12 protein-coding genes and 1 pseudogene are annotated in these 13,115 nt (G+C 58.6%); 3 read left to right on the top strand and 10 right to left on the bottom strand.

Annotated features, from left to right (window positions below):
• Positions 1–31 precede the first annotated feature (31 nt).
• The gene (locus INHI_RS0102620; protein WP_027246610.1) at positions 32–589 is read left to right on the top strand and encodes a TetR/AcrR family transcriptional regulator; all 558 of its coding nucleotides are present in this window, start codon (positions 32–34) and stop codon (positions 587–589) included.
• 90 nt (positions 590–679) lie between these two features.
• Here INHI_RS0102620 and INHI_RS0102615 read toward each other — a convergent pair whose 3' ends face one another.
• From INHI_RS0102615 to INHI_RS0102570, 10 genes are all read right to left on the bottom strand, one after another.
• Positions 680–979, bottom strand: coding sequence for a CcdB family protein (locus tag INHI_RS0102615; protein ID WP_027246609.1), 300 nt, complete (start codon positions 977–979; stop codon positions 680–682).
• Positions 979–1,215, bottom strand: a complete 237-nt coding sequence (locus INHI_RS0102610; protein ID WP_027246608.1) for a type II toxin-antitoxin system CcdA family antitoxin — start codon at positions 1,213–1,215, stop codon at positions 979–981. The genes INHI_RS0102615 and INHI_RS0102610 overlap by 1 nt, the downstream gene beginning before the upstream one ends.
• Before the next feature lie 395 nt (positions 1,216–1,610).
• Positions 1,611–2,525, bottom strand: a complete 915-nt coding sequence (locus tag INHI_RS0102605; RefSeq protein WP_027246607.1) for an FAD:protein FMN transferase — start codon at positions 2,523–2,525, stop codon at positions 1,611–1,613.
• A 3-nt stretch (positions 2,526–2,528) separates the two neighbouring features.
• Positions 2,529–3,092, bottom strand: a complete 564-nt coding sequence (locus INHI_RS0102600) for a nitrous oxide reductase accessory protein NosL (protein WP_254656825.1) — start codon at positions 3,090–3,092, stop codon at positions 2,529–2,531.
• Complete coding sequence (locus INHI_RS0102595) at positions 3,092–3,916, bottom strand: ABC transporter permease (RefSeq protein WP_036766812.1); 825 nt, start codon at positions 3,914–3,916, stop codon at positions 3,092–3,094. Before INHI_RS0102595 ends, INHI_RS0102600 begins: the two co-directional genes overlap by 1 nt.
• Positions 3,913–4,809: an ABC transporter ATP-binding protein gene (locus INHI_RS0102590; protein WP_027246604.1), complete on the bottom strand. Its 897-nt coding sequence runs from the start codon at positions 4,807–4,809 to the stop codon at positions 3,913–3,915. Before INHI_RS0102590 ends, INHI_RS0102595 begins: the two co-directional genes overlap by 4 nt.
• Complete coding sequence (locus INHI_RS0102585) at positions 4,775–6,106, bottom strand: nitrous oxide reductase family maturation protein NosD (RefSeq protein ID WP_027246603.1); 1,332 nt, start codon at positions 6,104–6,106, stop codon at positions 4,775–4,777. The genes INHI_RS0102590 and INHI_RS0102585 overlap by 35 nt, the downstream gene beginning before the upstream one ends.
• A gap of 3 nt (positions 6,107–6,109) precedes the next feature.
• A complete protein-coding gene (gene nosZ / locus INHI_RS0102580) occupies positions 6,110–8,047 on the bottom strand; it encodes a TAT-dependent nitrous-oxide reductase (protein ID WP_027246602.1) in 1,938 nt (645 codons plus the stop codon).
• 12 nt (positions 8,048–8,059) lie between these two features.
• Positions 8,060–10,252, bottom strand: coding sequence for a NosR/NirI family protein (locus INHI_RS20200; RefSeq protein WP_036766810.1), 2,193 nt, complete (start codon positions 10,250–10,252; stop codon positions 8,060–8,062).
• Positions 10,249–10,707, bottom strand: coding sequence for a hypothetical protein (locus INHI_RS0102570; RefSeq protein WP_027246601.1), 459 nt, complete (start codon positions 10,705–10,707; stop codon positions 10,249–10,251). The genes INHI_RS20200 and INHI_RS0102570 overlap by 4 nt, the downstream gene beginning before the upstream one ends.
• Before the next feature lie 560 nt (positions 10,708–11,267).
• On the opposite strand from INHI_RS0102570, the pseudogene INHI_RS20195 reads away from it, so the two are divergent.
• Together INHI_RS20195 and INHI_RS0102550 are read left to right on the top strand one after the other, a co-directional pair.
• Positions 11,268–12,398: pseudogene (locus INHI_RS20195) on the top strand (IS3 family transposase).
• Positions 12,399–12,558: 160 nt separating this feature from the next.
• The coding region (locus tag INHI_RS0102550) for a GSU2403 family nucleotidyltransferase fold protein (protein WP_367834104.1) at positions 12,559–13,115 on the top strand (557 nt) is incomplete at its 3' end.

Genomic DNA, 13,115 nt, shown 5'->3' with positions numbered 1-13,115 from the left:
CGTCCGGTCTAGGTGCGATAGAGGTGACGCCATGTCATCAAGTGAGAACCGCGATAAACTGATCCGCATCGCTTCCCGGCTGTTTCGCAGCAAAGGCTATGATGGGGTTGGGCTAAAAGAGATCCTTGTGGCGGCAGAACTGCCCAAGGGGTCGCTGTACTATCATTTTCCGGGCGGCAAAGTCGAACTGGCCGATGCGGCGACGCGTTGGGCGGGCGACTGGGTGGCGCGGATGCTCGGCCAGTGTTTCGACGTCGCCACAAGTTTTGAAGAGGGCGGTGTGAAGGCTTGCGAAGCGCTTGCCGCAGCTGCTGAGCATAATGACAGCGTTCCCGCCTGTCCTGTGGTCAGCATCCTTCAGGCGGCGCCATCCGAACCAGCGCTGCGCAAAACCGCTGAAGAAATCTACGATACATGGACGGCGGGTCTGGTCGGGCAGGCGAAACGCTTCGGGGTTGCCGACGCTCAGCAGGCGGCGCTGTCGCTGCACATGCGACTGCAGGGAGCGTGGATCATTGCCTATGCGCAACAATCCGCAGCACCCTTTCATCATTTGGCAGCCGAGCTGCGCCAGACGCTACCAGACTGATCTGTAATGTTGATGGGGGCAGGGGAGGGGGCTCTAAAATTGTCAGCTGACAATTTTCACCACAATTGGTGGTCGGACAGAGGGTGCCTCTCAGATCCCCGTCAGCGCCAGGTCAAGCGCCTGCATGATATCGCTGTCACAGGATGCGAGGTTCAGAACAGGCGTTTTCAGCAGCGACGCGGGAACGGCTGAGAGGAATTGCGTCACCATCACATAGCGTCCTGAGCGAATGTCAAATATCGGGTTCAGCCGCTTTGCCGGGGCCGGTGCAGCATCAAGCGGCATCAGCGGCACAACGATCCGCGTGTTCAGGCTCTCAAGAAGATCAGCCTGAACATCCAAAAGGTACCCGGCGCTGTCGGGGCTGGTGTAGACGTCGAACCGGGCCATCAGAAGGGGCGATAGCGATCGAGAGGCAGGCCATTTTCCTCGACCCACCGGTTTGACGATTGCAGGGCAGCCGCGTTTTCGCGCTTCCACTCTTCGGTCTTGGCTTGCTGTACGGCCTGCCGCAAACCCGCTTCAGCCGCCTGGGACAGATTGATCCCAAAAGCGCGCGCCTCGGACAAAAGCCCCTGATCCAAGGTCAGATTCGTCGGTTTTTTTGGTGCGGACTGTGACTGCATGGATCCACCTATTTCATGCGCATGATACATGCGCAGTCTCTCTGTGGTCAAGTTTTTAGCCAGAGTACGTGTGGATATTTCGGCCCCCTCTGCTGTTGTTCCGCGTCGGCAATGCATCAGAAAGTGAAAGCGTCCTTCGGATTTCCGACTGACGGATGAGGATCTTCCGGGTCCCTCGGACAGGTCTTGGCTAGGTTCGGCTCTTAAGGGGCAATCCCATGCAAGTAGCTGCCTTGCCAATGCTGCGCGCGATGGCTCGTTCGCCTCCGATCCACATGCGCCACAAGCGATGCTCGACGCTCAAAATCCAACTATATTGCGTCATCCACAAACCTCAAAAGGCATGTCTGCACCGCGAACCGTGCTCGCACGCAGACATTAATGACCTTAAGCGCCTATCCCGCGGCTAGGGCAGCCTCGACCTTTGCATCTTTGAAACCGGCCACGCAGGCGTCAATCTCCGCACGGCTGTCCAACAGGCAAGCCGCAGTAGACAGCGCATCGGCCAGCGCGGCAGAATCAGCAGAAATCGAGACCTCGCGCCAGATATTACGCGCCGGGGTGCCGCTGCGCGGGTCAAGGATATGCCCGCGCGACGCCTTTTCGTCAAAGGTCGTGCCGAGCGGGGCAGAGGTGGCCAAAGCACGTGATGCCAAGGGCACTTGCCCGCCAGAGGTCAACCTCACAGGCCAGGCATGCCCATCCGGGTGACTGCCGAGCGCGCGGAATTCTCCTGTGTCGATCAGAACGTTGCTGAGACCTTCCGACCCAAGAAAGCGTGCCACGCGGTCCGCGATATAACCCTGCGCAATACCGTTTAGGGTCAGCGCCATGCCCTGTCCCAACGCAATACGACCTTCGGCAATTTCGACTCTCTGCCAACCCATGCGTGCCCGAGCATGTTGCAGTGCCTGTGCCGTTGGCGCATCGCCTAGCGCTGAGGCCTCGGCGTAGGCCGCCCAAAGCGGCTGAACCGTGGGGTCAAACGCCCCGCCACTGGCGCGGTGCACGGCTGCCGCCAACGATAGGCATTCCAGCAGTTCGAAGGGCGGCGCCTGCACTGCGCCGGTACGGTTCAACTGCATCAAGGCGCTGTCCGGCCGGTACAGGCTAAAGATATCCTCGAGCCGCGAAATCTCGGTGGCGACCCGCGCGCTGATCGCTTCGGCGTCTGGATGCGACAGGCGCAGCGTCGTGCGCGCGCCAAGGGCGATACCTTGCCACACGTGGACAGGCTGCGCAGCGGTGCCAAGACTGGAGAATGCGGCAGCAGCAGCGCTGATCGTGAGGAAATGGCGGCGATTTGTCATGGCTTACTCTCCTGAAATACGCGACAGGGCGCGTAGGCGTTGTTGAAACTCAGCATCATTGTTGTTGCCGTCCAAAACGACCGGAGCGAGGACAGCGGAATCGGGGATCTCGTCCAGCCTCATCACCTGCCCGCCATTCGTAGCGACAAAGGCCTCGGCCTTGGCCATCTGCGAGAATGGCACGATCTCGGGCGCGCCCATGCCGCCGACAACACGGCTGTCCACGACGTAGATCGCGGTTTCGGCGGGGATCCAATTGGTGGTGCCGGGGGAGGACCAACTTGCCCCCTCGGCGCCCATGTCATTGACCCAAATCGCCAGAATTTCATGGCTTTGCTCGGGTAGCCGTTGATAGGCCACCACGTCACGAACCTGACTGAAAAACAGCGGCATCTGGGGTAACCCGTCCAAATGGGCCTGCGCCTTGGGGCCGTCGTGTTCAAACAGGTTCATTTGGCAAAAATGGCCCACCGCTTCGACGGCCAGGGGCATGGCCGAGGTGTCTTGCAGGAGGTCCTCTTTGCAGGCGACCAGTGCGAGCAAGGCCATAACAGGCAATAGGCGGATCACGGCACGACCTTTCGAAAGGCCTGTATGGCAAGCCCAAAGGCAATGACTGGCCAGATCAGCACCGACACCAGCGCTTGCACCAGCGAGATTGAAGCCGCCGCGCCGCCAATGCCAGAGGCTGCAGCGGTGGCTTCAGAGGCGGCCAGATTGAACAGACGAAATGCATCAGCCGGATTGGCCAGCAAGGCCACAGGGAAGACCTGCGTGGTAAAGGTCCCGCCGTCATCGGCAACAACCGCGGCCAACAGCGCCAGATCGTAGAGCACAACTAGCCCCAGCCACAGACCAATCGCCATGCCCGCCGCCCCAGAGGCGCGGCGCGCCAGTGCGGACAGCCCATAGCCGACCCCCAGAAAGGTCGCGCCAAACAACGCTGAGGTCCATGTGAGCCGCCATAGGGCCCCGAGGCCAGAAGCTGCGTTAGGGTCATTCACCAAGGCTACAGCTGCCGCCGTGCCGTAGCCCGCAATCAGGGCAACAATCAGGATGGCGCAATGGGCTATCAGCTTGCCCGCCAAGATTTCCCAGCGCGCAATCGGATAGGTCAGTAGCAGGGGCAATGTGCCCCGCTCAATCTCGCCTGCCACCGCGTCAAAGGACATCAGCAGGGCCACGAGCGGCACGAGATAAACAGACAAAGAGGTCAGCGAGGCCACAGTCACCGACAGCCGGTCTGCTCCCAGCCCGCCACTGGGCGAGGCGCCGACAGCTGACAGAACCAGCGAAAAAATCACCATCAGGCCAACCGAGATCAGAACCCAGCGGTTGCGCCGGGCGATATGCGCCTCTGATACTGCGATTGCGAGAATACGGGTGATCATTGGCCGTCCCTCCGGCTGAAATGGCTGTAAATATCCTCGAGACTTGGGGGCATGACCTCGATATCGACCACCTTGTCCTTGAGCGCTGCAACTTGGGCCAACGTGACCAGTTTGTCCGCTTGCGCGCAGCTCAGATGCAGGTGGTCCCCGACGCGGATAGCATTGGGTAGTGCCGTCAGAATGTCCCCGGCATAGCCATTCAGGGTCGTGATCTGCATTGTGACGGGCAAAGCTGCATCCCGGCGCAACTCAGGCAAAGAGCCTGTGGCCACCATGCGTCCGCCCGACAGGATCAACAGCCGGTCGGTGCGCGCCTCAACCTCGGTCAGGGCGTGGCTGGACAGCAAGATCCCCGCCCCCTCGGCCGCGAGACCATCCAACAGTTCGTAGAAATCGCGGCGCGACACAGGGTCTAATCCACTGGTCGGCTCATCCAGCACCAAGAGGTTGGGGTGCCCGATCAGGGCCTGAGCCAACCCGACTCGCTGCCTCATCCCTTTGGAATAGGTGCCGATCCGTTGCTTGGCCGCGTGAGCAAGGCCCACTTTGTCCAGCAGCGCCATGGCCCCGGATGGGGCCTCGCCGCGCAGGCGCATGTAATAGGTGATCTGCTCCAGTCCGGTCAAAGCCGAATGAAAGGTGGCGTTTTCGGGCAAATAGGCCACCTGTGACCGTGCTCCCGCGTCACCGGGCGCGGCGCCACAGACAGAAATCTGACCGCTGTCCGCTGTGATCAGCCCCAAAATTACCTTCATGAGGGTGGATTTGCCCGCACCGTTGTGTCCCAGCAGAGCGACCCGCTCGCCACGGGCCACATGCAAGGACACATCTGATAGGGCATCGACCCCGCCAAAGGTCTTAGTGAGATGCGAGATCGTTAACGTCGAAGTCATCGTAGTCGCTTTCTTTCCGGCGGGCGGCAACCTCGGCCTCCATCGCAAGATATTCAGAGGTTATGTCTATGGTTGGCGCGCGCATCAGCGGGGCGCTGTCTACCACGCCGCCGGGTAATGTCGCAGGAAAGCTTGATTGACCCCAACGGATCAGTTGAACAACCGGCGATCCGGTCAGCAGGGCGGCAGCGGGCTGCGACCACAGAATATGATCCATCAGATCGTTGGGGCGAAAAGGGCTGTCCGCGATCCCATCCCCGTCCAGATCAAAGCTGGCGTGATCGGACCAGTAATTGCCACGGCCGTCAAAGCTCCATTCGATATCGCGCGTACCAACATATTTGACCTGCGTGCGGTTACCCAAAAAAGCGTTACCCGTCAGCACATTGCGCTCTGATCCGGCAGTGAAATGGACGCCGATCATGCAGCCCTCAAACCGGTTCCCGTAAATCAAATTCTTGTGGGCGTTGTAAATAAAGGTGCAGCGATCGGCCCCGCCACGCACCAGATTACCCGACACATCGGAGTTGTTGGCAAAGTTCAGCATGACGCCATGGCTGCGATCCCTCAGACTAAGATTATCGCGCAGCACCACATTGTTGGAAAACATGATCGCAAAGCCAAGGTGGTTGCCGATTGAGACGTTGCCCGACACCTCAGAATCATTGGTGTACATGTAATGCACTGCAAACCGCAGATCGCGGAACAGGTTGTTGCGGTAAACTCCTTTGCGCGAGGTGTTAGAGAAAATCCCATCCCGGCCCCATCGCACGGTGTTGCCCTCGACAATTGTGCCGGGCGAATTCCACACGTAGATACCATTGCCCCGGTCGTTCATACGCCGGTCGCGGGTGCCTTCGATGATATTGTCCAGCACCTGCGCATCCAGCCCACCATGCACGTCGATCCCGTGCAGATTGCCCAGGACCCGGTTGCGCGAGATTAGGGCACGGTCGGCTTTTTTGAGTATCTTGATGCCGGCGTCGATGGCTCGACTGTCCAGACCTGATCCCATGATCGTCAGGTTGCGCAGGGTCACATCGGGAGCGTCAATGGTGACAACTGTCCCCTGTCTCTGCCCGTCGATTACCGCACGATGTGTGCCGGTCAGCGTTAGAGGGCGGTCAATATAAACCACGCCCAGATAGCGCCCGGGCGCAAGGGTTAGCACATCGCCGGGGTTGGCCTCGGCGATTGCTGTGGCAAGGGTGCCCCGCCCCGGCAGCACAGCAATTTCGCCCGCCCAAAGGGGCAGCGCAATCACCAATGACACCAAAAAGGACAAGGCACGTATCATGGCTTAGCTCGCTTTTGGTTCAACGAACATACGCCCGCGCATTTCCATGTGCAGCGCGTGGCAGAACCACTGGCAGTAGTACCAGAACACGCCAGGCGTTGCCGCCACAAAGGTCACTGAAGACGTGGCCTGCGGGCCGACCTCCATCGCGACGCCGTGGTTGCCCATTGTAAAGCCGTGGGTCAGATCGTCGATGTCATCAAGGTTGGTCACGATCACCGTCACCTCATCGCCCTGCTGGACGGTAAAGCTCTCGAGGGAAAAGTTCGGCGCCTGGCTCGACATATAGACGCGCACCTTGTTGCCATCCCGAATGACGGAGTCTTGCCAGTCGTCCAGATCAATCCCGTCGGCCTCGGCCTGCATGCGGGTGTCAGCCCACATTGGGTCGTTGCGGTCCCAAACAGACTTTGGATTCACCTTAGCAGGATCAACGATGATGCTGTCATGCGGTTCGGCAAAGGTCGGGCCGTCATGGATCAAGGTCATCTCGTCGCCATCTATGGCGAACAGTTGTTCGTTCTCGGGTTTTAGGGGGCCCACATTTAGGAACCGATCCTTTGAGAACTTGTTCATCGTCAGGTAATATTTATCATTTGCCTCAAGGGTTTCACCCATCACGGTCGAGTTGTGGCCCGGCTGGTAGTGCACGTCCTTCTTGACGATAATCGGGTCGATATCCTCGCCATTATACAGCTTGATCGCATCTTTGATGTTCCACTTGACCACCTGACTGTCGAGGAACAGCGTGGTATAGCCGTTGCCCTTGCCGTCAAAGGCGGTATGAAGCGGGCCAAGACCTAGCTGCGGTTCTGCGACAACGGCCGCGCGCGGCTCGATTGTGCCGGCAAAGACATCATCCAACTTGCGCACGTCAATCACCGAAACCGTGGGCGACAGTTTCCCGGCGATGCACAAGTGGATCTTGTCGGGCGCCATGTTACAGCCGTGAGGGTTGTTGGGGATTGGCACATAGGCGGTGTACTTCTTGTTCGCCCCTTTGCGTCCGTCTAGAACCTTGACGCCATTCAGTTCGGTGTAGTCCCCGGCAGCGATGCCCGCCTCAATCTCTTTGATGTTGAACACGACCACGTGGTCCATGTCGGCCTCGGTCATGTCGGGCAGGGTCATGCCCATTTCCGAGTTATACGAGGTCGAGAAGGCATATTTGCCGTCATAGTCGCAATCGGTGTTGTCAAGGTTGCCTGTCACCATGACCTGCCACGCGATTGTCATCTCGTCGGCATTGATTGCGGTGTAGAAGTTTACGTATTTCTCAGGCTCGTCCAGAATTTGGCCGTCGTTGATCATCGGCACTTCGTCTTCACCATTGGCAAAGACATAATCGGTGCGAGGCCATTTTTGCGGACGCAGACCGTGGATCGCCTTGGCGTTAGGGATTTCGATGATCTTGTCGCATTTCATCACGTCACAGCGCACGCGGGCTACGCGGGTGTTAGCCTTGTCGTTCATGAACAGATAGCGACCGTCATAGGTGCCCTTGGTAAAGGACATATGCGGGTGGTGCAGGTCGCCGTTAGGCGGAAATTCCAGACCATTGGCAGCCAGATGATCCTTGGTCTTTTGGGTCAGCCCCTCGGTCAGGATCTTCTTGGATTCGTTGGTGATGCCCCAGCCGGTGGCGGAGCAGATGTTGAACACCGGGACACGCATCAATTCACGCATCGAGGGGACGCCAAGGATACGCATTTCTCCGCACTGGCCTGAGGACCAGAAGCCGTAGTACTCGTCCAGCTGGCCCGGACCAACCTCGGCCCCGGCTGCGGCGCGAGCACTGGTGGTGCTGGCAACCGTGGCGCCAACAACGGCAGACCCGCCCAGCATAGCCCGTGGGCCAAGCGCGCTCGCAAGGGCGGCGCCGCCTGCAGTGGCGCCGAGCAATCCGCGCCGGGTGATCGGTAGTTTATTACCTTCTGACATGACTGGTTCCTTTCAGTTCGCAGATTTGATTTCATTGGGGTGGCCTAGGTTGGTCCGGCCCAAATCGGGGGCCGCGCCAACTCGGTTGCGCCGCTTCTTCTGTTTGATGACCACGGGGCAGACCGTTTCGGATTGGTAGAGCACCTGACAATGCAGGCAGTTGATGCATTCGTTCGGGTTGATCTCGCCGGTGGGGTGGATCGCCTGAACAGGGCATTGATGGGCGCAGGTCTGGCAAGGGCTGCCGCACTCTTTGTAGCGCTTGAGCCAGTCGAACATGCGCAGGCGCGCCGGGATGGCCAGAGCCGCGCCCAGTGGGCACAGGTATCGGCAGAAGAACCGTTCGACAAACAGCCCGGCGATCAGCAGCGCCGCGACGTAGGCTACAAAGGGCCATGCACGCACAAAGTTCAGGACTATGGCGGTTTTGAAGGGTTCCACCTCGGCCAGCCGCTCGGCCTGCTCAATACTGCTGAGGGATACCCCGAAAAGGCCCAGAAAGATCATATACTTCAGAGGCCACAGCCGCTCGTTTAAGCCCCATGGCAGGGTCCATTGCGGGATATGCAGCTTGCGGGCCACTTGATTCAGCAACTCTTGCAGGGCGCCGAACGGGCACAGCCAGCCGCAATAGGCGCCCCGCCCCCAGAACAACAGCGCAGCCGCCACCGAGAACCACAAGATAAAGGTCAGCGGGTCCAGCAAGAAGGCCTGCCAGCTAAAGCCCGAGACCAGCGACCCGAAGAGCGCCATCAAGTTGACCACAGACAGCTGCGCGTTGGATATCCAGCCTAGGTAAGTCAGCGTGATCGTCAAAAACCCGATGCGGAACCAGTAAAAGGCGCGTGCATTGCGTACGGCAAAGTTCTGGAAAAAGAACACCCCCGTCAGCACCGACAACATGACGCCCAGCACCGCGATCTCAACCTGCTTGCCCTTCCAGATCCGTGTCCACAGGGCCTGCTGCGCATCCAGCTCGGATGGCTCGGAAATGGTCGGAACGCTGGCAGGCACCGCAGGCGCGGGCACAATGGTGCGGATGTAACTGGACGGTAACTGATAGCCCATTTCGAAGGTGGTGAAGACTTTTTCGATTGCGCCCACTTCGCGCTGTACCAACAGCTGAATGCGAAAAGGTAGCGTGGGGTCAAAGCCGCTGTCTGCCGGTATCTTGAACAGATCTGCCTCGGCGAAGACGGGGGCGTTTTCGGCGACGATGCCGTTGATCCGCTTGTGCATACGGTCGCGGAAACGCACCGATGTATCGTTTTGAATCAATACGATCCGGTCAAAAATGCCGCCCCGCACATAGCCTGACCCCTTGAAGGAATACAGCCCACGGCCAAAAATAGCGATCGCGTGATCGCCTTCCTCCAGCCAGGCCTGCAGGTTGTCGGCTGCGGCCTCGCCCAGAATGGCGCGCCCAATCGCCGGGTGCGAGACAAGCGCCGCCTGCATGTCTATAAAGGTGGTCTCTGGCCCCTCGGTCAGCGCACGTTTACCCGCGCGCGTGTCCTTCATGGCTTTGAAGGCGGCATTGACCTGCCCCACGTCCAGCGACAGACGGCGCAGCGTCCCATCGCCCTCTAGGGTCATCCAATCGGAAGCGGCCTGCGCTTCGGGGTTAATTTCAAACTGCGAACCAGCGCCTGCATCCTGAACCATAAGCCCGCCAAGGCCTAACTGGCGCGCGACCTTCAGACCGGCGCGCACGATGGAATCGTCGATCACCATGATCGTCACCGTTGCACCGGAGATGATATCGAGTTGGTGCGCTGTGCCGCCCTTTTCAGCCTCGGCCACCAAGTCAAGGCCGCGGTAGTTGGCCACCAGCCCCCTTACCTTGGCATCTGGAATACCTATCAAAACAATGGGTTCGTAGTGCTTGACCAAATCCACGCCAATCACCTGCGCGGCATCATCCACGGCCACCATCGTATGAATGGGTTTGCCAGAATAGCCTGTGGTGGACACGTAGTCCGAGGTCACAAAGGCCCAGCCAATGTGCTGACCATTTGTCAAAACCTCAATGGCCGGAATGTCTGGATGCAGCGCGCCAAAGGAATCCGCTCCCTCGACCAGTTCTGCGGCGGACAGCTTTGGCAACAGCTTTGACAGCACAGTGTCCGCAGCGGCGGAAGGCCCAGAGCCAAGCAGCGCGGCGAGCAAAACCAGAGATTTGAGATAGGACAGGAGGGTTTTCATGCGATGGCGTCCTTGAAAAGAGATCGCCCCGCGCTTTGCATGTTGTGACCAACAGGGTGGTCACCCTTGCTCAGGCTCGGCCGGATAAACCGAGAGTCTTGCGCAGCAGGGGGGCCGCGGGGCACGGGGAACGTGTTGTGTTTGGTGACGATAATGTTCGGCACGATCCAACGGCCCAACGAAATATCGTCCGGCAGATCAAACACGCCCGCTAGGCGACCCAAAGAGGCCAAGACAAAGATAACCTGACAGCACATGTTACACTTTGAACAGGCTTCGGGCGTTTCAACGGGGCTGCCTTCGGGGTTCAATACCACGGTCTTGGCAACGCCATCGGCGCAGATTTCTATCGCGAAACCTGCGGTATCCTGCGTATGCGCCATACCAATCGAACTGTACAAAATAAGGCACAGAGAAACGAAGAGGGCCAAGGTTATGTTATAGAGGCGCTGCACGGTGTTACCGGTACCTTCGGGCGGAGAGGCGGTCTTTGATCCACATCAGCGGATACTCCGTAAATGTTGTTCACATGTGTGAGTGTGTTTTGCGTCGCCGCTTTTTGTCTGACCGGTCAATCAACCGGTATCGGTTCCAGTGCTATTTTATCGGGTCTTGCGCCAGAAACCTTGCGCAAGCGCAAACTTCCTTCACGATACCCAATCCAAAACAGGCAAAGGCTCCGATCCACAGCAGTTCCGAGGTGGTGCTAAGTGCTGGCCCGATCTAAGAGCTCAGCAGGCGATCGATCGTGTGAAGTGTGGTTGCGGTCAGCTCGGGCAGATCCTGCCGGGTAACGGGAAAGTTTGGCTTGATCCCTTAGGGCACTTTGTTCCCTGTCTGGTTGATCAGCCGCAAAAGTCCATTTGCCACACGCTGTTTCACCTGCTCTGTGGTGATCTTGCCAATCCAGGTGTTCATTTAGCCAATGCGGTTGCCAAGCGTCTTGTGGGTTTGGACCTGTCGCGGTTTGATGCCGCTCCTTTGATAGCATTTACTGCACCAAAGGAGATGAACTATGGGACTAAAACGGACGGACGAATTTCGCCAAGATGCGGTGCGGATTGCGTTAACCAGCGGGCTAACGCGTAAGCAGGTGGCGGATGATCTTGGCGTCGGTATGTCGACGCTGAACAAATGGATCACCGCGCACAGAGATACAGACGTGGTGTCGAAAGAAGATTTGAGCCTTGCTCAAGAGAATGACCGGCTTAGGCGTGAGAACCGCATTCTCAAGGAGGAGCGGGACATCCTAAAAAAAGCAACGCAGTTCTTCGCGAGCCAAAAGCCATGAGGTTTAGGTTCATCGAAGAACACCGGGATGCGTTTCCGGCAGCGCGCCTGTGTCAGGTTATGGATGTCAGCCTGCGCGGTTTGCGTGCGTTCCGCAGTCGGCCAGCCAGCCGCAGACAGCGATCTGACCTGGTCACGCTGGCGCATATCAAAGAACAGTCGCGTCTCAGTTTAGGCAGTTATGGCAGGCCGCGTATGACCGAAGAGCTGAAGGAGATCGGCTTGGATGTTGGCCATCGCCGTGTGGGCAGATTGATGCGTCAGAACGGCATATCTGTTGTTCGGACCCGCAAACACAAGGTGACCACTGACAGCGATCATAAGCTCAATATAGCACCCAACCTGCTGGATCGTGACTTCAACGCTGATAAACAAAAACCAGAAATGGGCGGGTGACATCAGCTATGTCTGGACGCGCGAAGGCTGGTTGTATTTGGCTGTTATCCTGGACCTACATTCCAGGCGGGTAATCGGTTGGGCCGTTAGCAACCGCATGAAACGCGACTTGGCAATCCGAGCGTTGAACATGGCCATCGCGTTCCGGCAACCGCCCAAGGACTGCATCCACCACACCGATCGCGGATCGCAATATTGTTCTCATGATTATCAGAAGATCCTGCGCCAGCACGGCTTTAAGGTGTCCATGAGCGGCAAGGGTAATTGTTACGACAATGCTGCCGTCGAAACCTTCTTTAAGACGATCAAGGCGGAGCTGATCTGGCGGCATCCTTGGGAGACACGGCGGAAGGCTGAGATGGCAATCTTCGAATACATCAACGGGTTCTACAATCCACGACGCCGTCACTCAGCACTGGGCTGGATAAGCCCGGTCGCTTTCGAACGGAAGGTGGCTTAAACGAGCACTTGGAGCGGCACGAAAGCGTGACAAGACCAATATCGGCGAGGACGGCGACGAAACGCGCGCGCGCATCGACCGGATCGAGGAGCTCCGTACAACGGCTAAGGAGCGGCAGGCGGAACGGTCGCGGCTCGTTCGACTTCTGCGGGCGGAAGGTATGACGCCAACCGACCGGGCGACCGGGTCCATCTTGTCGGCGATGGCGGCAGCCGGGACTTTCCGGTTAGGTGGCACCATCGTCGGGACGAACGCTTTCCGGCTGTATGAAGGTGAGCTTGGTATCCGTCTTCCCTTGGGGGGCATGGCCAACACCGGCGATATCGATATCGCCCAGTTCGAAAAACTAAGCGTGGCATTGCAGGATCAGGTTGACCCGGGTCTCGTCGAGACGTTCTCGGCGCTCAAATTCGATCCCTTACCGGCTCTTGACCAAGGCCGAACGTGGCGATGGGCCCAGGGTGGCAGTGGCCAGTTGGTCGAGTTTCTCACGCCCGCCTTCGGAGATGAGAGCATCCGTGATTTGCCCGCATTGGGTGTAAACGCCCAAGGATTAAACTACCTCAACTTCCTGATCGCTGAGCCGATTCACGCAGCCGCGATCTATCGATCCGGAATTCTCGTGCAGATCCCGCGTCCAGAGCGCTATGCGATCCACAAACTGATCATCGCGGATCGACGGCGAGACGCGGCAGGCAGCCTCAAGTCCACCAAAGA

This window comes from Phaeobacter inhibens DSM 16374 (genome assembly GCF_000473105.1).
Taxonomy (GTDB): domain Bacteria; phylum Pseudomonadota; class Alphaproteobacteria; order Rhodobacterales; family Rhodobacteraceae; genus Phaeobacter; species Phaeobacter inhibens.
The sequence above is the reverse complement of the archived record's forward strand: the minus strand, read 5'-3'. Positions and strand labels throughout refer to the sequence as shown.